Genomic DNA, 21,998 nt, shown 5'->3' on the forward strand with positions numbered 1-21,998 from the left:
GCTAACAACTTCAGCGCGGGAAACTCAGAACGGCGAGTTCATGAGCGAATTCGCCGCCATCTCGAAGTAGTCGAGCAGCTGCTTGCGGTGCTGGTCGTCGAGCACCTCGGGTTCGATCTCGGCGACCGCTATCCGCATGGCGCGCATCCAGGCGTCGCGCTCGATCGGGCCGACCTTGAACGGATGGTGGCGCATGCGCAGCCGCGGATGGCCGCGCTCGTCGGAGTAGGTGCGCGGGCCGCCCCAGTACTGCTCGAGGAACATGCGTAGCCGGCGCTCGGCCGGGCCGAGATCCTCCTCGGGGTAGAGCGGGCGCAGCACCTCGTCATCCTTCACCTCGCGGTAGAACGCGGCCACCAGCCGGTCGAAGGTATCGGCCCCGCCGACGGCCTCGTAGAAGGAAGTCGCAGTCTGCTGCTCACCCGAAGTCACAGCTCCCATTGTGCCCACTGCCGGGATTTCCGGCCCGTTCCGGGGTCGTTCGCACCCCCGAATCGGGCACGAATCAAACCGTCATGTCCCGTTCATACGAATGTGCCCGACAATGTGTGAAATCACCTCGCAAAGTGGCGCGTTCCATGGTCAACTGGGTGGCAGTCTGCCGAGATACCACACCATCGGACCGATACGAAACCGGGGTATGCGCATGAAGCAACGGCACGGCGGCCGCCATGGTCACCCGATAGCGCAACACGAGGCGCGCACGCATCGACAACTCCAGCCCGCCGACGTCCACAATCGTGGGTCGGGGGCTACTCCGCTGCATGTCTTGACCGACCATTCCTACCCGGGTGCGCATCACGACCACGCGCACCGACCGCCCGAACCTCCCCCCGGCTCCACCTGGTCCAAACGTCGCGTCCTGCTGCTCAACGCCACGTACGAGCCTCTCACCGCCCTGTCCGCGCGCCGCGCCATCGTGCTGCTGATCTGCGACAAGGCCGATACCGTTCACGACAATCCCGAAGGCCCGGTCGTCCATTCCGCGGGCACCTCGGTGGCGCTTCCCTCGGTCATCCGGCTGCGCAACTATGTGCGTGTCCCCTACCGCGCTCGCGTGCCCATGACCCGCGCCGCCCTCATGCATCGTGATCGTTTCCGGTGCGCCTACTGCGGCGGTAAGGCCGAAACCATCGACCATGTGATTCCGCGTAGTCGCGGCGGCGCGCACTCCTGGGAGAACTGCGTCGCGTCCTGTGCGCCGTGCAATCACCGCAAGGCCGACAAACTGCTCAGCGAGCTGGGCTGGATCCTGCATCACCCGCTCGAATCCCCCAAAGGTCCGCACTGGCGGCTGCTCTCGGCCAGCTCCGAATTGGATCCGATGTGGTTGCAGTATCTCGGTGAGGGCGCGGCCTGACGCTCCCGCCCGGCGACCTCGGATCGGCAGCCGAGGTCGCCCTGTGTGTTGTTCGAAAACAGGTGTGGCTCAGGAGGATTCGAGCACCATGGTGGCCCAGGTTCCCGGTTCCAGGGCCTCGAACACATGCGGCAGATCCCCCGGATACGAGACGTAGTCGCCCGGCCCGAGCTCCTCGGGAGCCTCGATGAGCCCGACGCGCGCCCGCCCCGCGCCGAGCACCACATGCTCCATCACACCGGACATGTGCGGCTCCGATCGCCGCGGCTCCCCCGGCTCGGCCGTGATCCGATAGAAGTCCCGCCGCACATTCGGCGGCGCGGCCGACAGCAGAATCGACCGGTAATCCGCGTGCTCCGAGAACACCACCGTCCCCTCCCCCGCCCGAATCACCTGCACCCGAGGCCGCGGCAACTCGAAGAGCTGCGCGAACTGGATCCCGAGCGCCACGCACAACGCCCACAGCGTCTCGACGCTCGGATTCCCCGTCCCCGACTCCAATTGCGACAGGGTGGATTTCGCGATCCCCGCCCGCTTGGCCACTTCACTGAGCGATAGCCCGGCACGCGCCCGCTCCCGCCGCAGCGCGGCGGCGATGTGCTCCTGCGGCGTCGGAGCCACGCTCTGGGTGTTGTCGTCAGCAGTCATAATCGCCACAGACGCTACCGCGCCCACGCCCGGAACGCCGCCGACGTCCACGGTCAGTCGCGGCGACTTCCCAGTTCTGCCCACAGGCCGACCCGAATTCACTCCAACGACCACCGCCATGCCCGCCGAAGTCACCGCGACGCGCAACGATGTCGACAGGCTTCGGCGGAGGCGATCCGCCGGGCCGCCGAACGGGCGAGCGCCGCACCGCCGAGAAAGGTTCGCCGCACCCGAGGACGGTGGCTGCGAGCTCGGGCAGCCGTCATCGCCGTCGGCGAACGGGTTGTGTCTCTGGGCGACTGCGCTGCGAAACGCGGCTCGCAGGGTCTGCTGGAAGTTCGCTCGTGCGTTCGCGCGGGCCGCGTGGATGGCATCGGCCAGCGCCGCGGGTGTGTGCGGCACGCGGTGCGGAAGACCCTTTGACGGGCGAGCTCCTATCGTTCAATATAGACGACATGCGTTCGATATGGCGAACACTGGATCGGGGTGTGCTGACCGGTATCGGGGCGATCTGCCTGGCAGTCGCCATGATCGGCGTGTCCTACGGCGCTACGGCGGTGACGGCCGGTCTGCCCGCCTGGCTGCCCGTGCTGCTGAGTGTGGCCGTGCTCGCGGGCGGGTCCGAGTTCGTGTTCATCGGCATCGTCACCGCGGGTGGCGGCTTGATCGCGGCTGTCATGGCCGGGTTGCTGGTCAATGCGCGGCACCTCCCCTATGGGCTCTCGGTCCCCGATGTGATCGGGTCCGGCTGGCGTCGCCTGCTCGGAACCCACGTCATGAACGACGAATCGGTGGCCCTGGCCATGTCCCAGCCCGACCGCGAACGCCGCCGCGCGGCCTACTGGCTGTGCGGACTCGGCGTCATGGCGGCCTGGCCGCTCGGCGCGGTCATCGGCGCGGCGCTGGGCTCGGTCGTGCCCGATCCCAATGCCTTCGGCCTGGACGCGGTCTTCCCCGCCGTCCTGCTCACCCTGGTCCTGCCCGCGCTGCGCGACCCCGTCACCCGCACGGCCGCCCTGGCCGGGGCGGCCGTCGCCGCGATCTCGGCCCCGTTCGTCGGTCCGGGAGTCCCGGTGCTGCTGGCGCTGACCGCCGTCCTGCTGGTCGTCCGCCGCGCGGACACCGGCGAGAGCTCTCGCGCCGACGAACACGACGCCGCCGCAACGGAAACCGTAGTCAAGGCCGCCGGATGACCAAGGCCCTGCTGTACGGCACTCTCGCACTGGCGTTGGGCACCTTCGCATTCCGTTTCGCGGGACCGGTGCTGCGCAGCCGCGTCACCGTGTCGCCGCGCGCGATCAAACTGCTGGAGATCTCGTCGGTCGTGCTGCTGACGGCGCTGGTGGTCACCACGCTGGTGCCGTCGGGCGGCTCGGACTTCGGATTCGCGCTTCCCGCAGGCGTTCTCGTCGCGGCCGTGCTGGCCTGGCGGCGCGCGCCGATCCTCGTGGTCCTGCTCGCGGCCGCCGTTACCACGGCGGGGCTCCGGCTACTCGGCGTCCACTGACAGGCTTCGGGATCAGAGCTGGGTCAGGGCCGCGAGTAGGGCGAGGGCGGGGAGGCTGCCCTGTTTGAGGGCCGCTGCCGCGTAACTGCGGTCGCCGAGGACGAGAACCAGGGCGGCGGCGAGCATGGATCCGCAGCTCATGATGATCAGGGCCCAGCCGGCGGGCGGTTCACACCGAACCAGGGCCGCGCCGGCGAAGGCGCCGATTGCCAGGAAGAGGTTGTAGAACCCCTGGTTGAGCGCCCAGGGGCGGGCGGCTTCGAGATCTTCGGCGGGGACCCGGAAGACGCCCTGGTGGACTTTGGGGTCCCGGAATCGGATTGCCTCCATGACGAAGATCAGGCAGTGCACCAGACCTGCCAGGACCACCAAGATCTGCACGACCGCGAGCATGCCGACTCCGTTCGCCGAGGACACCCTGGCTTGACGGTAGCGCCGGTGAGGGCGACAACCGGGGATGCCGGGCGTGTTCCGCGTGGTCAGGCGTGGCGGGCGGGTAGGGACGCGATAGTCAGAGCGACAGTAGCGGGAGCGCGGGGCCGCGGCGGCGAGCCACCGAGCCGTACCGGGCGTCGAGACGCAGCCAGGTGCGAGCCGCCCGCACCCGGACGATCTCGTCGACCGAGATGCGCCGCGAATCGGTCTTCTCACCGCCGTGCGGGATGAAATCCATTGCGGCGAGCGCGAAGACCACGCGCATGGGGACCTCGACCTCTTCGGCACCGCCGGAGACGGTGAGGACGGTCTGATCCAGCAGCGAGGCGGGCGGACCGTGGCTGCTGCCGTGCGCCTGCGCCAATTCCGCTCCCCGCTCGGCCAATTCGACCAGCATGCGAGCGGGGACGTCGTCGATGTGCACGAACCCCGACTCCGGTGGCAGCGCCCCGCGCCAGGCCGAATCCATGGCGTAGCCCAGCTCGAACGGCGCACCCGAGGCGGGCCCGTGCAAGCCGGACAGCACCGCGTCGGCGGCCACCGTCACATCGTCGGTGCCGAGTCCGGCCACCACGGTGCGGACCGCGAGCGCCTCGAAACCGGTTGTGGCCCAGGCGGACACATACCGTTCCCCGCGGCGGCGGAGCCGGATGACGGCGGCGGGATCCAGGCGGATCGCATGGTTGACGAAGGTCGCCAGGTTCTCCCGTTCCGCCGGGTCCGGGACGTGCAGGGTGAGTTCTCCTGATGTCACAGGTGCGGAACTCGCCTCAGTCCTGCCACAGCGACAGGTAGTCGCGTTCCTCGGTGGTGAGGCGGCGCAGACGCTGGGTGTCGATGTCGAAGGCGGCGAGCTGGGTGGAGGCGATCACCGCGGGCGGCGAATCCGGGGCAGCCCCGGCGCCGCGTACCTCGTAGCCCACGGTGAAGTCGACCGCGCGCAGTCGCTCCACCCACATGGACACGTCCAGCGGCGAATCCTCGTGCCGCAGCTGGCCCTTGTACTGCACCCGCAGATCGGCGAGCACGCAGCCGGTCTTCAAGCCCACGGTGGGCCGGTCGTCGAGGAACAGCCACGGAATGCGGGCCTCCTCCAGCAGGGTCACCATGCGGGCATGGTTGATGTGCTGGAAGGCGTCCATATCCGACCAGCGCACCTCGACCTTGGTGTGGAAGCGCTTGGGGGCGACCGGATGGTCTTCCTCCAGGCTCAGCGCCTGTGCCTTTCCATGGCCGTTCAGCGAACCGACACTCGTCAACGCGGTACCTCCGATTGCGCACCCACCCCGCTCACCATGCTGCGCACCTGCCGCGCCGCAACCGACAGCGTGGCCAGGTCGTGGGTTCCGGATTCGAACAGTTCCGAGAGGGCGGCGCGGGCGCGACCCAGGCGGGACTGATTTTTCGACTCCCAGTATGCAATTTTTTCCTCGGCTGTCTCCTCCGGGTCGCCGGCGGAGAGCACGTCGAGGGTGAGGGAGCGCAGCGACCCGTACATGTCGTCGCGCAGGGCGAGCCGGGCCAGCGCGTGCCACCGATCACCGCGTTCCAGGTGGCTGACCGCCTGCAACAGCCAATCGATCTTCAGGTGGTCGTTGAGCGCGTAGTACAGCGCGCCCACCTCGTCGCCGCTGCGGTCGGTGATATCGGCGATATCAATCACATCCAGCAGGGGGAAGAGATTGAGCAAACCGAAAACTTCGGTCGCCAATTCGGACGGCGTGCCCTGCTCGATGACGGCCTCGGACTGCACATTGAGCGTGTCGATGTGATGCCCGCGCAGCCAGCCCGGCACCTTGGGCGCGAGCTGATGCACCTCCTGGGCGTAGCGGTGGATCTCCGCGCCGACCGCGATGGGCTGCGGGCGGTTGTTGAGCAGCCAGCGCGAGGCACGGTCGAGGGTGCGTTTGGTCTCGAGTTCGAGGACGTCCTTCACACCGGTGGAGATGTCCGCGCCGCGGATGCGGGTCCAGATGCCGTGCAGGCCGAAGATCTGGGTGGCGGCGGTGAAGGCGCGCACCGCGTCGGAGGCGGTGGCGCCGATCTCCTCGTTGAGCCGGTGCGCGTAGCTGATGCCGCCGAGGTCGACCACCTCGTTCACGAGCATGGTGGTGGTGATCTCGCGACGCAGCCGGTGCTTCTTGATGGCGGGGGCGAAGCGGGTGCGCAGCGCTGTCGGGAAGTACTGCGGCAGCCGCGCCGAGAAGTAGGCGCTGTCGGGCAGATCCCCGGCGAGCAGATCGGCCTTGAGCGAAAGCTTCACGTGTGCCATGAGATTCGACAGTTCCGGCGAGGTGAGGCCGACGCCCTGTTCGTTCCGCTGCTTGATCTCGGCGTCGCTGGGCAGCGCCTCGAGCTCGCGGTCGACGCCGCGGCGCTCCTCCAGATCCTCGATGACGCGCTTGTGCACGTTGAGCATGCGCGGGGCCTCGGCCCGGGACATGCCCATGAGGAAGTTCTGGGAGATGTTGTCCTGCAGCACGAGTGCGGCGACCTCGTCGGTCATCGAGGCCAGCAGCGGGTTGCGCTCGGCCTCGGGCAGCTGACCGCTGGAGACCACGCCGTCGAGCAGGACCTTGATATTGACCTCGTGGTCGGAGCAGTCCACGCCGGCGGAGTTGTCGAGCGCGTCGGTGTTCATCTTGCCGCCGTTGCGGCAGAACTCGATCCGGCCCAGGGCGGTCGCGCCCAGGTTGCCGCCCTCACCGATCACCTTGACGCGCAGGTCTTTTCCGTTCACCCGCACCGCGTCGTTGGACTTGTCGCCGACATCGGGGTTGGTTTCGCCGCTCGCCTTGATGTAGGTGCCGATACCGCCGTTCCACAGCAGCTGGACCGGGGATTTCAGGATGGCCTTGATCAGCTCCGGCGGGGACATGGCCGTGACATCGGCGGCCAAACCCAGTGCCAGCCGGGCCTGTTCGCTGATCGGCACCGATTTCACGGTGCGATCCCAGACGCCCCCGCCCTCGCTGATGAGCGAGCGGTCGTAGTCGGCCCACGACGAGCGCGGCAACGCGAACATGCGCTCCCGCTCGGCGAACGAGGACTCGGCGTCCGGATCCGGGTCCAGGAAGATGTGCCGGTGGTCGAACGCGGCGACCAGGCGGATGTGGCGGGAGAGCAGCATGCCGTTGCCGAACACGTCACCGCTCATATCGCCGACGCCGACCACGGTGAAATCCTGTGTCTGCGTGTCGATATCCATCTCGGCGAAGTGCCGCTTCACCGACTCCCACGCGCCGCGCGCGGTGATGCCCATGGCCTTGTGGTCGTAGCCCGCCGAGCCGCCGGAGGCGAAGGCGTCACCGAGCCAGAAACCGTACTGGTTGGCGACATCATTGGCGATATCGGAGAAGGTGGCCGTGCCCTTGTCGGCGGCGACCACCAGGTAGGTGTCGTCACCGTCACGACGCACCACTCGCGCGGGCGGGACCACCTCACCGGTGGCGCGGTCCACATTGTCGGTGACATCGAGCAGACCGGAGATGAAGGTCCGGTAGCAGGCGATGCCCTCGGCCTGCAGGGTTTGGCGATCGGCGACCGGGTCGGCGGTGGCGGCGGGCGGCTGCTTCACCACGAAACCGCCCTTCGCGCCGACCGGCACGATGACGGCGTTCTTCACCGCCTGCGCCTTCACCAGGCCCAGGATCTCGGTGCGGAAATCCTCGAGCCGGTCCGACCAGCGCAGCCCGCCACGCGCCACCGGACCGAAGCGCAGGTGCACGCCCTCGACCCGCGGCGAATACACGAAGATCTCGAATTGCGGCCTGGGCTTGGGGAGTTCGGTGATCTCCTGCGGTTCCACCTTGAACGACAGGTAGTCCCGGACCGCGCCCTCGGCGTCGGTGACGTAGTAGTTGGTGCGCAGGGTGGCCTTGATGAGGCCGAGGATGGCGCGCAGGATGCGGTCGGCGTCCAGGCTCACCACCTCGTCGATGCGGTGGCGCAGTGCGCCTTCCAGATCGCGGGCATGGTCCGGGTCTGCGGAGTCGGGGTCGAAGACGGCGGCGAACAGGTCCACGAACATCTGCGACGCCTCGGGATAGGCGAGCAGGACGCGGGTGATGGCGGCCTGGGAGTACGGAAACCCGGCCTGCTGCAGGTACTTCGAGTACGCGCGCAGGATGGACACCGCACGCCAGTTCAGGCCCGCGCGCAGGACGAGTTCATTGAGGCCGTCGGCTTCGGCGCGGCCGAACCACAGGTTCTCGAACGCCTCGGTGAAGCGTTCGCGCAGGCCGCGCACCTGGGCGTCGAGGACGCCCAGCCGCACGGAGGACTCCACCAGTTCGGCGTCCATGTTCCGGTCGAGTGAGCTGCGCAGCAGTTCGGGCCGGGCGAGCAGGCCGAAGTCGTAGATCCATTGCTCCGGACCGTGATCCAACTCGACCTGGTGCGGGCGCTCGTCGATGACCTCGACACCGAGGCTCTGCAGCACCGGCAGCACCTGGCTCAGTGAGATGCCGCTGCCGCCGATGTAGAGGGTGAAGCGCCAGGAGCCGGGCTCGGAGTCGGGGCGGCGGTACAGGTGCTGGTCGATGCCGCCGTCCGGAATGCGTTGCAGGCGGACGATATCGGCGAGCGCGCGGGTGGATTCGAAGTCTTCCTTGTAGCTCTCCGGGAAGGCGTCGGCGTAGCGCTGCACGACGGCCGGATCGAGCACGGTGGAGGTGGCGGCCTCGTCGCGCACGTGGTCGTCCCAGGTGCGGCTGGCCTCGGCGAGCAGGTGCTGGATGCGCTGCCGATTGGGTTCGGAGGTGTCGGCCGCGCCACCCTGATCGGGCAGGCGGACGGTGAAATACACACTGGCGAGGTCGCTTTCGGACACTCGCGCGGAGTAGTCGATGGATTCGGCGGCGAGTTCGCGCACCAGGATGTCCTGCATTTCCAGGCGGACCCGGGTGGTGTAGCGGTCGCGCGGCAGGTAGACCATGCAGGCGACGAAGCGGCCGTAGCCGTCCATGCGCATGAACAGCCGAACCTGGCGGCGCATACCGACATTCAGGACGGCGCTGGCGGTGCGGCGCAGCGTCTCGGCGTCGGAGGAGAACAGCTCGGTGCGCGGGAAGGACTGGATGACCTCGAGCATCTCCTGACCGGAGAAGGAGTCGAGGTCGAAGCCGCTGGACTCGATGATGGAGCGCACCCGGCGTTCGATGACGGGGATGTCGAGGACGTTCTCGTGCATGGCGGTGACGGTGAAGACGCCGATGAACAGGTGTTCGCCTGTGACAGCGCCGGATTCGTCCATTTCGGCGACGCCGACGAAGTACGGGTAGACCGCGCGGTGCACGGTGGCGGGGACCAGGCCCTGGGTGAGCATGAGCAGCGGTTGGTCACCGTCGTTGTGGGGCACGCGGAAGTCGGTGCCGACGTTCGGGCGCAGTACGCCCAGGCTGCTCTCGGGCAGGATGACCGACTGCGGTACGCCGTCGAGGGTCCGGCGCTCGTAGCGGGCGTAGCCGAGCACGGTGAAGTGGCCGTTGGCCAGCCAGCGCAGCAGTTCCGCGCAGTCGGTGAGATCCGTTGCGGTGAACGGGGATGTGCCCGCTTTGGCCACGGCGTCCAGCCCGTCGGCGACGCGCTTCTGCACCTCGCCCATGGCGCCGGTGTCCTCGATGACGCGGCGCACGTCGGTGAGGACGTCGGGGAGGGCGGATTCGACCAGCTGCAGCTGTTCGCGGCTGGTGGAGGGGTGCAGCTGGACGTGCATCCAGGATTCGCGTAATCCGGTGGCGCCGTTACCGTCCACCTCGTGCGGCACAGCCGTTTCCAGGTTCCCGTCGGCGTCGCGGGTGACCTCGAAGATCGGGTGCACGACCTCGGTGACGCTGATGCCCATGCGGCTCAGCGAGGAGGTGACCGACTCCACCAGCATCGGCATATCGTCGGTGACCATCTGGACGGCGGCGCCGAGATCGGTTTCGTCGTCGGGGTGGTAGACGCGCACGTTCGCGGTGGCGGGTGCGCGGCGGATGCCGAGCTCCATGTGCCGGCGGAAGATCTCGGTCGACGTCGCGGGGATCGCGCAGTCCGCATCGCCCGCGTCCACGTGTCGGAAGTACGCCCCTTCGAGACTGACAAGGTTGCCGCGCAATGACGCCGGCAAACTCGCAGCCCAGGCCGCACTAGACAATTCGGACGAGACGGTCATTTCGCCAACTCCCTCGGATTCGGTTCCGTAACAAAGTGACGCCGGAACCGAGAGTAGCTGGGCGCTGGAGACGCCGGGCTGAATTCCTCTCAATGCCGCGCCGCGTCGCACACTTCGGACAAAGCGGACGGTACGGCGCGTGCCGAACCTGACCGGAATGACCAGGTGACGTACGACAAACCTTGCACCAAAACAGATTTCACGCAGGAGTACCCGCGAGAAACTTTCGAGTTCGCTCAGCGATCGCTGTTCACTCAGCGGCTACCCACAGCCGTCCAGCAAACGTTGAGCTGCCAGCAAACGTCCGATTGGCTGGGTGGGGACGACACGTCCCCACCCACGACCGATCGGCCGATAGGCCCAGGGGCGGAAAGCCCCTGAGAGTCCCCGAGAATTCCGGGATCTACCCGCGGGTGAGCTTGCGGTGGGTCACCCGGTGCGGGCGCGCGGCTTCGGGGCCGAGGCGCTCGATCTTGTTGGCCTCGTACGCCTCGAAGTTGCCCTCGAACCAGAACCACGCGGCCGGATTGTCCTCGGTGCCCTCCCACGCCAGGATGTGCGTGCAGGTGCGGTCGAGGAACCAGCGGTCGTGGGAGATGACCACCGAGCAGCCCGCGAAGTTCTCCAGAGCGTTCTCCAGCGAGCTGAGGGTTTCGACGTCGAGGTCGTTGGTCGGCTCGTCGAGCAGGATCAGGTTGCCGCCCTGCTTGAGGGTCAGCGCCAGGTTCAGGCGGTTGCGCTCACCACCGGAGAGCACCCCGGCCGGCTTCTGCTGATCCGGACCCTTGAACCCGAACGCGGAAACGTAAGCGCGCGAAGGCATTTCCTGGTTACCGACCTGGATGAAGTCGAGCCCGTCGGACACCACCTGCCACACCGACTTGTTCGGGTCGATGCCCGCGCGGTTCTGGTCGACGTAGCTCAGCTTGACCGTCTCGCCGACCTTCACGTCGCCGCTGTCCGGCGACTCCAGTCCGACGATGGTCTTGAACAGCGTCGACTTACCGACGCCGTTCGGGCCGATCACGCCGACAATACCGTTGCGCGGCAAGGTGAACGACAGATCCTTGATGAGCTGGCGATCGCCGAAGCCCTTGTCCAGGTTGTTGACCTCGACGACCACATTGCCCAGGCGCGGACCGGCCGGGATCTGGATCTCCTCGAAGTCCAACTTGCGCATCTTCTCGGCTTCGGCGGCCATCTCCTCGTAGCGGCCGAGGCGGGCCTTGTTCTTGGCCTGCCGCGCCTTCGCACCGGAGCGCACCCACGCCAATTCTTCCTTGAGGCGCTTCTGCAGCTTCTGGTCCTTCTTGCCCTGGACCTCGAGCCGCTCGGCCTTCTTCTCCAGGTAGGTGGAGTAGTTGCCCTCGTACGGGAAGGTCTTGCCGCGGTCGAGCTCGAGGATCCAGCCGGCCACATTGTCGAGGAAGTACCGGTCGTGGGTGACGGCCAGCACAGCGCCCGCATACTGCGCGAGGAACTGCTCGAGCCACAGCACCGATTCGGCGTCGAGGTGGTTGGTGGGCTCGTCGAGCAGCAGCAGGTCGGGCTTGCTCAGCAGCAGCTTGCACAGCGCGACACGGCGGCGCTCACCACCGGAGAGGTTGGTGACCGGCTCGTCCGGCGGCGGGCAGCGCAGCGCGTCCATGGCCTGCTCGAGCTGGGAGTCGATATCCCAGGCATCGGCGTGGTCGAGATACTCCTGCAGCTTGCCCATCTCTTCCATGAGCTCGTCGGAGTAGTCGGTGGCCATGAGCTCGGCGATCTCGTTGAAGCGGTCCAGCTTCACCTTGACCTCGCCGAGGCCCTCCTCGACGTTCCCGCGAACCGTCTTCTCCTCATTGAGCTCCGGCTCCTGCATGAGGATGCCCACGGTCGCACCCGGCGCCAGCCAGGCATCACCGTTGTTCGGCTGGTCCAGTCCCGCCATGATCTTCAGCACGCTCGACTTACCGGCGCCGTTCGGACCGACGACACCGATCTTCGCGCCCGGAAGGAAGTTCAAGGTCACATTGTCGAGCACGACCTTGTCGCCATGCGCCTTTCGAACCTTCGTCATCTGGTAAATGAACTCAGCCATATCGGCAAGCCTATCTGTGTGTGGTCGCCGGTTCTCCGGCAGTGTCTGTGTCTGTCGACGGCGGTGTGGGAGGGTCCGCAGACTCACTGCGACCGAAGCTTTTGCGCTGGACCGAAGCGGTACAACGCCCCAGGTCCGGCCCCAGGGCGAGGGCACGCATCTCGAGGTCGGAACGCTCCGCGCCGTCACGGGTCGTGTACTCGTTGGAACGCAGTTGCCCGTACGCGATGATCGGATCTCCGCGCTGCAGCGATGCCTCCACTCCGTCGACGAGCCGCCGCCAGCAACTGACCGTCAGATACAACGTGCCGGAATCGACCCACTCCCCGCTGGCCTGATCATACCGACGCGAGTTGCTGGCCATTCGGAAGCTGAGCACCTGCTCACCGCTGGGCAGCACCCGCCGCGTCGGGTGGGTGACCACGCGGCCGATCACCGCGGTATTCGCCTCGTACATCGCACTCCCCCTTGCTGTTTCGCCATCCGATACATCCAGCTTGACGATGTGGTCAGGCGCGCGACAGCCCCGGTTCCGCGATTGTGGACAACTCGGCGGATGTGAATAGGCGCTACAACGTGGCGAGATCGGTGTTGGCGCCGCAGAGGACGACCACCGGCCGCTCCCCCGGCTCCGGCGCGTAGACCCCGCTCTGGATCGCCGCGACCGCCGTCGCCCCCGCAGGCTCCACCACGATCCGGAACTCCCGCCACAGATACTCGCGCGCCATCACGATCGCATCATCGCTGACCAGCAGTGATCGCACGCTGTACCGCTGCGCGACCTCCATGGCGATCTCACCGATCCGGCTGGCGCCCAGCGCATCCGAGGCCACGCTGGAAACCTCGACATCCACCGGCCGCCCAGCGTCCAGCGCCGCGTGCAGGGTCGGCGCGCCGTGCGGCTCCACGCCGATGACCCGCCCGCGCAGCCCGAGCGCCACCGAAACTCCGGCGACGAGACCCCCGCCACCGACCGCCACCAGCACCGGCGGCCGCCCGCGCACCTGCTCCTCGATCTCCAGCCCCACGACCCCCGCCCCGGTCACGATCGCCGGCTGGTCGTAGGCGTGCAGCTGCATGGCCCCGCGCTCCTTGGCCAGCTGACTGGCGTACCGGTGCGCCTCCGCGTAAGTCGTTCCGTGCCACAGCACTTCGGCCCCGTGCGACCACATGGCCGCGACCTTGGTGTGCGACGCCGACTCCGGCACCACGACCGTGCAGGTCAATCCCCGCAGCGCACTGGCCAGCGCCGCCGCGATCCCCGCGTTCCCGCTGGAGGCCACCACGACACTGCGATTGCCCTCCCGCGCCTGCAGCAGCGCGTTCAAGCACCCGCGCACCTTGAACGTCCCGCCGTGCTGCAGATGCTCGAGCTTCAGCGTCACCGGCACCAGGCCGCGCGGCCCGAGGATCTCGGTGTGGAAAACCGGTGTCTTCCGAATGTGCCCGCGCAGTAGCCTTCTCGCCTGCCGGACATCGGATCGATACAAGCGTTTGGGTTTGCGGGTCGCCGGGGCGACGTCAATCACTTGCGTACCTCTCGATCGCGCCGGGCCAGCTCGGCGTACATGTTGTTGTACGCGGCCAGCTCCGCGTCGTCGTCGCGGTCGGCGGCGCGGTCGAGCCGGGTGGCCAGCCGGTTGTCGCTCCTGGACCATTGGATGAGCAGTGCGAGCATCACCACCACGAGCGGGATTTCACCGCTCGCCCAGGCCAGGCTGCCGCCGGTGTGCTGATCGTCGAGCAGGTTGCCGTTCCAGCCCAGGCCCAGCGACCGGTAGAACCATCCGCCCAGCACCGTGTTCATGCTCATCAGCGCGATGCCGAAGAACGCGTGGAAGGGCAGTGATCCGAACACCATGCCCACCTTGGTGAGCGGTTCCACCTGCCGCGGTTTCGGGTCGATGCCGATGACCACCCAGTAGAAGAGGTATCCGCTGAGCAGGAAGTGCGCGTTCATGATCAGGTGCGCGCCGTGTGAGCCGACGTACTTGTCGAAGATGCCGCCCAGGTACAGCGCGTAGAACCCGGCGACGAAGAACACCGAGGCCACCACGGGCTGAGTCATGAAGCGCGACACCGGATTGTGCACGGCCGCCAGAATCCATTCGCGCGGTCCGGGCGGCTGCTGTTTGCCAGCGGGCGCGATGGCCCGCAGCGCCAGCAGCACCGGCCCGCCCAGTGCGAACAGGATGGGCGCGAGCATGGACAGCATCATGTGCTGCACCATGTGCATGCTGAACATGGCGGGCGCGTATCGCCCGATTCCGGAGCTGGTGGCGACGAGCAGCACCAGGCAGCCCGACATCCAGGCGATGGTGCGCCCCACCGGCCAGGCGTCACCACGGCGGCGCAGTCGCACTACGCCCCGCAGATACAGAACGGCCAGCACGATAGCGAGGGTGCCGAAGATGAGGTCGAAGCGCCAGTCGAACGCGATGCGCGCGACGGTGGGCGGCCCGGCCAGGTTGTAGCCGATCTCGACTTCGGCAGGTGTCGGGACGGTGCGCAGTTCCGGCGGCGGCGTACGGCCCAGACCGACGGCGAGGCCGATGGTCGCCGCGAAGATCAGCGCCTCGACTCCGGCGAATCGGATGAGCGCGCCGCGATCCTTCGGATCCTTCTCCAATGCCGGAATTGCCCGCTGCCGCTGCAGGAATCCGATGACGCCGAGCATCGCCAGCGCGACCGCCTTGGCTACGACGAGCCGTCCATAGGTGGTGGCGAACAGTTCATCCGCGGGCACCCGAACCCAGGCGTTGATCACACCACTGATCGCGATCACCGCGAATGAGATGGTCGCCACCTTCGAGAACCGCCGCGTCGCGAGGCCCGTGTACTTCCCGTCGCGCAGCGCGTAGGCGAGCACCGCGAACAGCCCGCCCACCCAGAAACAGGCCGCGAGCAGATGCAGGATCAGGCTGTTGGTCGCGACATCATGCGACCCGCCGGCGGCGGAATGCCCGGTCAGCGCCACCGGTAGCAGGCAGATCACCGAGCCCCACAGCAGCACCGGCGTCCACCCCCACCGCAGCGCCACCCGGCACCCGATGGCCAGCACCGCCACGAAAAGGATTGTCAGCCGCCAGGATCCGGCCACATCGACCTGATCGGCGGCGCGCCACACCGCTTCGGGACGCAGCGAGTCGAGGAAAGGTTGCCCGGTGGTGTCCGACAGCGTGAGCGGCACCAGCAGCGCCGACGCCCCCGCCCACACCAGCGCGAAATTCCCGGCGCGCCGCAGCGCCCGGAACCCGCCCACATCCAGCAGCCCGTTCTCCTGCGGCGGCACGAAGAACGCCGCGAACATCAGCGACCCGACCGTCAACGCCGCAGCAAGATCAGCCACAGCCCGCACCGCGGGCAACCCGTACGTCGTGAGCGGCCCCGGATCCGGAATCCCCAGCAGCGTCAACGCCTGCGACGCCGACAACCCCACCACCAGCGCCGCAACCACCGCAGAAACCGCAACCCCCATGGCGGCAACCACCGCGAACGTCCCACCGGACCCCGCTCGATTCACCTCAACGCCACTACTTGCGGACGGGTCCTGCGACGACGACATCCCCCCAGGGTAGTTCGGAGCACCGGTCCGTACTCCCCGGGGGTTTCCGGTCCCCCGGTCTGTCCAGCCGCTCCGACGCGCCGAACAGTTGCTGGACGACGCCCCATTGCCTATCTGGACGCTCGCTATACTCAAGTCGCTGGACACCACGATCGGAATCGGTCATGGTGGTTGGTGGTCATCGCCCGCGATGCCCACCATGCCTCCGTAGCTCAGTTGGATAGAGCAAGGGCCTTCTAATCCCTAGGTCGCAGGTTCGATTCCTGCCGGGGGCGCTTTTCATGGGTGACCTGCGCGAATATCGCCAGGTTCACTCATACCCGTACCAAGCGGCGCTCAAACAGCCAGGAACTTTCAAGGTTGGACTCATGAGTCGGGAACGATCTCGACGCCATCCCAGAGCTGTTGGGGCACTTCAGAACCGAGCTTCGGCGAGCGCACCGAGCCAAGTCGACCATCGAGACCCCCAACGCCTCCAGCCACCCTGCAGCGCGTCGTCGGCGGTCAGTAGACACCGCCCGAACAAGAGCTCGAGTAGCGGCTAGATGTGCAGCGACATACCGGCCATGTGCGCAGCAGGTTTGCGTCCAGATGTTCAGTAGCCGAAGCGTTGGATGACACGCGGGTTGTCACGATCAATGGCGCACGACAGTCGGGCAAGAGCACTCTCGCGCAACTAGTGGCCTCTACTCGAGGTCCCGTTCGCTCACTGACCCTGGATGATCCTGTCGCGTTGCGGGCCGCGGAAGAGGATCCGGTCGGGTTCATCGAGCACGACGGGCTCCTGGTCATCGACGAAGTACAGCGAGCGACCGGGCTCTTTCTGCCGATCAAGGCTGATGTGGACGCTGATCCACGCCCAGGGCGTTTCCTGCTCACCGGCTCGGCGCAGGTTCTCGCGCTGAAGTCACTGCCGGATGCGTTGCCAGGGCGCATGGAGACGATCGAACTGTGGCCCTTCTCCCAGGGCGGTGCGGCGCACCGACCGACGCCGGGCCGCGTTCTTCGAGAGCTACCTGGACACTCTCATCAAACGTGACGTTCAGGAAATCTCCGCGATCGAACGAACGCCTCAGCGTCGGAAGCTGTTGCAGTTGCTTGCTGTTCGAAGCGCTAACCTACTGGTCCCTGCGACTCTTTCCGGCGAACTCGACCTGCATCGCTCCTCCGTAACCCGCTATCTGGCACTACTCGAAACCGTATTCCTCATCAAGACCATCCCCGCGTGGTCCGGCGGCTCAACCTATCGCGCAATCGGCACCCCCAAACTCGCCTTCGTCGACACGGGTCTGCTGTGCCATCTGCTGGGCCAGGGGCCCGCTCGACTCGCCGACCTCGGCGGCGCAGCCGGCGCCGTTCTCGAGAACTTCGTCCTGATGGAACTCGCGCGCCAACTCACCTGGAACGAAGAGCGCGCGACACTGTGGCACTACCGCACGAAAGACAAGGTCGAGGTGGACGCCGTGCTCGAAGCAGCCGACGGCCGTGTAATCGGCATCGAGGTCAAATCCGCCGCGACCCTCCACAAATCCGATTTCGCCGGACTCCGCCATCTCCAGGAACGACTCGGCAATCGCTTCACCGCTGGATACGTCCTCTACTCCGGGCAGCACTCCCTGTCCTTCGGCGATCGCCTCCGCGCACTTCCCATCGAAACACTCTGGCAGGCCACACCATAGGCAATCGGGCGGTGACCACCACGCGGCCAACGACTTTCGCAGTGCAACGGAAGAACCTCAGCCCTGATCTCCAGTAGGCAACCGGAGCACCAGGCCTGGCTGCGAACAAGCACGAGACCGAGCCTGATCCGCCACAAAGCACTTTCAAGATCGTCCAACGCGACGCGGTTCACCTAGGGGGACTGATCGACCGGAAAGCCCAGGCCATGGTGGCCGATACCAGATGCGTTGCCAGGGCGCATGGGGACGATCGAGCTGTGGTAACGCGGACGGCGGCTGGGGGCCGACTGTGCTGGTTCAGCGGGGGAGGCGGAGGTCTGCGCGGTAGCCGTGGGTGGGGGTGGGGGCGGAAGTGAATGTGCCGCCTAGTAGTTCGGCTCGTTCGGCGAGGCCTACGAGGCCGTGGTGGGAGCTGGGGAGGGGGACGGCTGGGCGGGTGGGGCGGGTGTTGGTGATGGTGACGGAGAGGTGGTCGGCGGTGTGGGCGAGGTGGACTGTGGCGGTGGCGCCGGGGGCGTGTTTGCGGACGTTGGTGAGGGCTTCCTGGACTGTTCGGTAGATGGTGCGTTGGGTGGGGGCGGGGAGGTCGGCGGGGAGGTCGCCGGTCAGGTGGACTTCTATTCCGCTGGAGGCGAGGAGTTTTCGGAGGTCGGCGAGGGTGGGTTGGGGGGTCAGGTCGGTGGTTTGGCCGCCTGCTGCTCGGAGAAGGGTGACCATGTGGCGCAATTCTTCGAGGGTGTCGACGCTGAGGCCGCGGATGGTGCGTGCGGCTTCGGCTACTTCGGGGTCGGGTGCGGCGACCTGTAGGGCGCCTGCGCGGACGGCTATGAGGCTGACCTGGTGGGCTACTACGTCGTGCATTTCGCGGCCGATTTGCGCGCGTTCGCGGGCGAGGGCGGCTTGGGCGTGGAGGTGGCGTTCGTGGTCGCGGGCCTGTTCGATTTCGGTCAGGCGGGCCGACAGCTCGCGGCGGGTTTGCATGAGCTGGCCGAGGAGGACGGGTGCGCCCGCCCAGGCGAGCGAGTAGGCGAAGCTGACCAGGGTTTCGGGGCGGCTGTCGACCGGGGTGCCCGGGGGCCAGGGCGCGGAGGCGGCGATCGATGTGGCCAGGACCGCGGCTGCCAGCAGTGCGCGGTTCTTGGTGCGGTCGGCCAGGGTGTAGAGGGCGATGGCGGGTGCCGCGAGGTAGGCCAGCATCCAGCTCGCGGGCAGGGTGAGGAGGTAGGCGAGCAGGGGCCGGCGGCGGCGCAGCAGCAGGCCGGCGCAACCGATTCCGGCCATGATGTAGTGCTCGCGGGAGGTGATGTCGCCGTCGACGATCACGTCGGCGATCGCTATGGCGACGAGCAGGATGTCGATGAGCCGGGGCGGTAGGCGGGTCAGGGCAGTGAGGCCACGCGCTGGGCGGGTCATGACAGCAGGCCCGCGCGCTGGGCGAGCAGGGCGGCCTGGACTCGGCTGGTCACCCTCAGTTTGGTGAAGATGGCACTGACGTGGTCTTTCACGGTGCCGACGCTCAGGTGCAGGCGCTGGCCGATCTCGGCGTTGGGCAGACCTTCGGCGAGTAGGACCAGTACTGCCCGCTCGCGGTCGGAGAGCCGGCGCACGTGAGCGACTTCGGCGTCGATCGCGGCGGCGGCGCTCGGTTCCACGGTGCGCAGTAGTGCGGCCGAGACCTTGGGGGACAGCACCACTCCCCCGGCCGCGAGGGTGCGGGTGAGTTGGGCGAGTTGTTCGGGCTCGGTGTCCTTGAGGACGAAACCCGCTGCGCCGGAACGTAATGCGGACAGGATGTAGTCGTCGGTGTCGAAGGTGGTGAGCATGGCCACGACCGGGGGATCGGCCATTTCGCGGATGTGGCGCAGGATTGTCAGGCCGTCGATATCGGGCATGCGGATGTCGAGCAGGACGACGTCGGGCCGGGTGCGTTCGACCGCGTCCAGTGCCGCCGATCCGGTCGCCGTCGCGACGACCTCGATATCGGCGGCCGCGTTGAGGATCAGCTCGAAACCGGACCGCACCAGCGCCTCGTCGTCCACGACCAGCACCCGAATCACCCGCTACACCCACTCCCACGCCACGGCCAACTGTTTTTCTGCCCTGTCAGCCTAGATCCGCCCTGCTCACAGCGGTGCTTGCGACCTGAACTGCAGCCGGGTGGCGGGGTGGATCCAGCCGGTCGGCGGTGTGACGGCAGCCCGGCGGCGAAGCCTTCCGGACGCTTGCCGGATACCTGCGGAGCTGGGCGTTCTCAACGCTGAATGCCATGACACACAACGCTTCCGCGACTTCTGTCGGTGGCGGGCCCGGTGCCGCGATGTCGACGACCGACCGGCCGGGGACGGTCACGGGAACGGCGCAGACGGGCGTACGGTTGCTCGGAGTCGATCTCGCGCGCGGGCTCGCGGTGCTCGGCATGTACGCCGCGCATGTGGGCCCGGATCCGGCCTCGGGCGGTGTCCTCGGGTTCACGATGGAGCTGACGCACGGCCGATCCTCGGCGCTGTTCGCGTTCCTGGCGGGCTTCTCGATCATCTTGATCGTCGGGCGGCGGACCCCGAAGACCGGACGGTCCGGCCGGCAGGCTGTCGTGAAGGTGCTGGTGCGGGCGGCAATTCTGCTCGCACTCGGCACCGCGCTGACCGCCCTCGGGACCGACGTGGAGGTGATCCTCGCCTACTACGGGCTCTTCTTCCTGCTGGCCCTCCCCCTGTACCGACTGCGGGCCACCACTTTGGCGGCGATTGCGGCGATCAGCGCAATCGTCCTGCCGCAGTTGTGGTTTCGGGTGATCAACGCCGACCCGAGATGGTTCGACACGATCAATCGATTCGATCCGCTGGCGTGGGCGAGCGGTCGAGGTGAACCCCTCGACGCACCCGGCGGCCTCGTCGGACTCCTGTTCACCGGAAGCTATCCGGCACTGAGTTGGCTGCCGTTCGTCGTCGCGGGCATGGCGGTCGCACGCCTCGATCTGTCCGCCCGGCTGATCCGCCGACGCGTCCTGACAACCGGAATCGCGCTGGCCGTCCTCGGCTACGCCGGATCGGCACTGGCGCTGCGTCTGGTGCCCGGCACGGTCCCCTCGACCGGAATCCTGGATGCCCCGTGGTGGTCGGACCTGGCCCCGGAACAACCCGGCTGGCGGCATCAACTGGTAGCGGTCCCGCACAGCGAGACCACCCTGTCGGTCCTCGCGAACACCGGCGTGGCGATGGTGGTCTCGATCGCCTGCCTCATCGCGTGCGACCGATTCCACACCTTCCGGCGGATCACCGCACCACTGATCGCAGCGGGCAGTATGTCGTTGACGGCCTACGTATTCCACATCGCCGTGATCGCCGTGATCGGCTTCCACACCCTGCCCGCCGATTCGCTACCCGCACTTCTCGGGTTGAGCGCGTTCGTCCTCTTGTTCGCCTTCTGCTGGTCACGGCTGTTCCGCCGCGGCCCGCTGGAATGGCTGCTGCACCGAGCGACCCTGGTGGCCGAGCGAGTCCGCTGACCCGGATTGCGCCGCAGACGGGAATCAGGCTGGGTCGGAGCAGATTTCGGCCCACTCGGCAGACCAGGCATCCAACGGCGCCAGCGCCTCGCGCAGGCGGGCACCCAGCGGTGTGAGTTCGTAACCTGCTGGGCTGGAGGCGATTACGGCCGCTCGGGTCAGTTCGGTCAGGCGTTGGTAGAGGACGCTGGAGGAGAGACCTTCGCAGCGAGCCAGTAGCGGGCGGGGGCCCACCGGGCCGTCTCGGAGTTCCCAGATGATGCGGAGGGTCCAGCGCCGGCCGAGGAGATCGAGCGCCGCCATGAGGGGGCGGCCGGTGGTCGAGCCTCGTACCGGACGGCCCGGTTGGGGGGTTGGCATCGGACTCCTGTGATCGATCAGGGTTGTGTTTCTATTTTCGAAACACTAGCATTCGAGGTGTTTCTATTTTCGAAACGTTGGAGTCGAGATGGCCAGGATCGCGCCGCTGGAACCGCCCTACGATGACGAGACGGGGGCGCTGCTGGCGCGGATGATGCCTGGGGCGGAACCTATTTCGCTGTTCCGGATGTTCGCGCGCAAGCCGCCGATGGCCGGCGCCATGCATGTGTGGGGGCGGTACGAGCTCGGGCGGGAACTGTCGCTCAGCCGGCGGGAGCGGGAACTGGTGATCGATCGGACGTGCGCCCGATGCGGGTGCGAGTACGAGTGGGGCGTGCATATCGCGATCTTCGCCGAGCGCGCGGGAATCACCGCGGAGCAGCAGACGTCCCTGACGCACGGAAGTCACGAAGATCCCTGTTGGACAAGACAATCCGAGCGACTGCTGCTGGAGGCCGTGGACGCGCTCCACGATCACAGCGATATCGGTGACGAGTTGTGGGCGCGGCTGGCCCAGGTCTTCGATGAACAGCAGCTGATGGATCTGCTGCTGTTGTGTGGGTGGTACCACGCCATCAGCTTCACCGCGCGGGCCACACGGTTGGAGTCCGAACCGGGGACGCCCCGTTTCCGCGATGTACTTCCGGAGTCCGCGCTGCGCCGCGAGCAGGGATGAGCGAGCTCGGGCCGATGGTGCGCTGT

20 protein-coding genes and 1 tRNA gene are annotated in these 21,998 nt (G+C 67.3%); 8 read left to right on the top strand and 13 right to left on the bottom strand.

From position 1 onward, the window contains the following. Positions 1–24: 24 nt before the first annotated feature. Positions 25–441, bottom strand: coding sequence for a globin (locus tag JK358_RS29805; RefSeq protein ID WP_201954206.1), 417 nt, complete (start codon positions 439–441; stop codon positions 25–27). Between the two features lie 205 nt (positions 442–646). Here JK358_RS29805 and JK358_RS29810 point away from each other — a divergent pair, with 205 nt between their 5' ends. After that, the gene (locus JK358_RS29810; protein ID WP_201954439.1) at positions 647–1,360 is read left to right on the top strand and encodes an HNH endonuclease; all 714 of its coding nucleotides are present in this window, start codon (positions 647–649) and stop codon (positions 1,358–1,360) included. A 69-nt stretch (positions 1,361–1,429) separates the two neighbouring features. Here JK358_RS29810 and JK358_RS29815 read toward each other — a convergent pair whose 3' ends face one another. Further along, positions 1,430–2,008 (bottom strand): helix-turn-helix domain-containing protein, encoded by a 579-nt coding sequence (locus tag JK358_RS29815; RefSeq protein ID WP_201954208.1) that lies wholly within the window; start codon positions 2,006–2,008, stop codon positions 1,430–1,432. Positions 2,009–2,463: 455 nt separating this feature from the next. On the opposite strand from JK358_RS29815, the gene JK358_RS29820 reads away from it, so the two are divergent. Then, entirely contained in the window at positions 2,464–3,201 is a 738-nt protein-coding gene (locus JK358_RS29820) for an AzlC family ABC transporter permease (RefSeq protein ID WP_201954210.1), read from the top strand. Next, positions 3,198–3,515 (top strand): AzlD domain-containing protein, encoded by a 318-nt coding sequence (locus JK358_RS29825; RefSeq protein WP_201954213.1) that lies wholly within the window; start codon positions 3,198–3,200, stop codon positions 3,513–3,515. Before JK358_RS29820 ends, JK358_RS29825 begins: the two co-directional genes overlap by 4 nt. 12 nt (positions 3,516–3,527) lie before the next feature. On the opposite strand, the gene JK358_RS29830 is transcribed toward JK358_RS29825, so the two are convergent. The 8 genes from JK358_RS29830 to JK358_RS29865 form a co-directional block, all read right to left on the bottom strand. Next, positions 3,528–3,908 carry a DUF1304 domain-containing protein gene (locus JK358_RS29830; protein ID WP_201954216.1) on the bottom strand — a complete coding sequence of 127 codons (381 nt, stop codon included), beginning with the start codon at positions 3,906–3,908 and terminating at the stop codon, positions 3,528–3,530. A 118-nt stretch (positions 3,909–4,026) separates the two neighbouring features. Continuing rightward, positions 4,027–4,704 (bottom strand): DUF8185 domain-containing protein, encoded by a 678-nt coding sequence (locus tag JK358_RS29835; protein ID WP_201954218.1) that lies wholly within the window; start codon positions 4,702–4,704, stop codon positions 4,027–4,029. A gap of 16 nt (positions 4,705–4,720) precedes the next feature. Beyond that, positions 4,721–5,164, bottom strand: a complete 444-nt coding sequence (locus tag JK358_RS29840; RefSeq protein WP_269811938.1) for an acyl-CoA thioesterase — start codon at positions 5,162–5,164, stop codon at positions 4,721–4,723. Between the two features lie 41 nt (positions 5,165–5,205). Continuing rightward, the gene (locus tag JK358_RS29845; protein WP_201954219.1) at positions 5,206–10,107 is read right to left on the bottom strand and encodes an NAD-glutamate dehydrogenase; all 4,902 of its coding nucleotides are present in this window, start codon (positions 10,105–10,107) and stop codon (positions 5,206–5,208) included. A 403-nt stretch (positions 10,108–10,510) separates the two neighbouring features. Beyond that, a complete protein-coding gene (gene ettA, locus JK358_RS29850; protein WP_201954221.1) occupies positions 10,511–12,187 on the bottom strand; it encodes an energy-dependent translational throttle protein EttA in 1,677 nt (558 codons plus the stop codon). A 10-nt stretch (positions 12,188–12,197) separates the two neighbouring features. Beyond that, positions 12,198–12,644 carry a single-stranded DNA-binding protein gene (gene ssb, locus JK358_RS29855; protein ID WP_201954224.1) on the bottom strand — a complete coding sequence of 149 codons (447 nt, stop codon included), beginning with the start codon at positions 12,642–12,644 and terminating at the stop codon, positions 12,198–12,200. A gap of 112 nt (positions 12,645–12,756) precedes the next feature. Next, positions 12,757–13,716, bottom strand: coding sequence for a threonine/serine dehydratase (locus tag JK358_RS29860; RefSeq protein WP_307817798.1), 960 nt, complete (start codon positions 13,714–13,716; stop codon positions 12,757–12,759). Beyond that, positions 13,713–15,752 (bottom strand): bifunctional copper resistance protein CopD/cytochrome c oxidase assembly protein, encoded by a 2,040-nt coding sequence (locus JK358_RS29865; protein WP_201954226.1) that lies wholly within the window; start codon positions 15,750–15,752, stop codon positions 13,713–13,715. The genes JK358_RS29860 and JK358_RS29865 overlap by 4 nt, the downstream gene beginning before the upstream one ends. Before the next feature lie 201 nt (positions 15,753–15,953). Here JK358_RS29865 and JK358_RS29870 point away from each other — a divergent pair. From JK358_RS29870 to JK358_RS29880, 3 genes are all read left to right on the top strand, one after another. After that, positions 15,954–16,027 (top strand) — tRNA-Arg (locus tag JK358_RS29870). Between the two features lie 293 nt (positions 16,028–16,320). Beyond that, positions 16,321–16,791: an ATP-binding protein gene (locus JK358_RS40695; RefSeq protein ID WP_372440756.1), complete on the top strand. Its 471-nt coding sequence runs from the start codon at positions 16,321–16,323 to the stop codon at positions 16,789–16,791. Beyond that, on the top strand, positions 16,724–17,431 hold the full coding sequence (locus tag JK358_RS29880; protein ID WP_201954230.1) for an ATP-binding protein: 708 nt from the start codon (positions 16,724–16,726) through the stop codon (positions 17,429–17,431). The genes JK358_RS40695 and JK358_RS29880 overlap by 68 nt, the downstream gene beginning before the upstream one ends. Before the next feature lie 297 nt (positions 17,432–17,728). Here the strand turns inward: JK358_RS29880 and JK358_RS29885 are convergent, their stop codons facing one another. Both JK358_RS29885 and JK358_RS29890 read right to left on the bottom strand, forming a co-directional pair. Then, positions 17,729–18,844 carry a sensor histidine kinase gene (locus tag JK358_RS29885; RefSeq protein WP_232852109.1) on the bottom strand — a complete coding sequence of 372 codons (1,116 nt, stop codon included), beginning with the start codon at positions 18,842–18,844 and terminating at the stop codon, positions 17,729–17,731. Continuing rightward, entirely contained in the window at positions 18,841–19,488 is a 648-nt protein-coding gene (locus JK358_RS29890) for a response regulator (protein WP_201954232.1), read from the bottom strand. The genes JK358_RS29885 and JK358_RS29890 overlap by 4 nt, the downstream gene beginning before the upstream one ends. A gap of 260 nt (positions 19,489–19,748) precedes the next feature. Between JK358_RS29890 and JK358_RS29895 the strand changes: the two genes are divergently transcribed. Further along, positions 19,749–20,936, top strand: coding sequence for a DUF418 domain-containing protein (locus JK358_RS29895; RefSeq protein ID WP_232852110.1), 1,188 nt, complete (start codon positions 19,749–19,751; stop codon positions 20,934–20,936). A 24-nt stretch (positions 20,937–20,960) separates the two neighbouring features. Here JK358_RS29895 and JK358_RS29900 read toward each other — a convergent pair whose 3' ends face one another. Beyond that, positions 20,961–21,296 (bottom strand): winged helix-turn-helix transcriptional regulator, encoded by a 336-nt coding sequence (locus JK358_RS29900; RefSeq protein ID WP_201954236.1) that lies wholly within the window; start codon positions 21,294–21,296, stop codon positions 20,961–20,963. 88 nt (positions 21,297–21,384) lie between these two features. Here JK358_RS29900 and JK358_RS29905 point away from each other — a divergent pair, with 88 nt between their 5' ends. Further along, positions 21,385–21,972, top strand: a complete 588-nt coding sequence (locus tag JK358_RS29905; protein ID WP_201954238.1) for a carboxymuconolactone decarboxylase family protein — start codon at positions 21,385–21,387, stop codon at positions 21,970–21,972. Positions 21,973–21,998 lie beyond the last annotated feature (26 nt).

It is taken from the genome of Nocardia acididurans, assembly GCF_016741815.1.
Lineage (GTDB): Bacteria > Actinomycetota > Actinomycetes > Mycobacteriales > Mycobacteriaceae > Nocardia > Nocardia acididurans.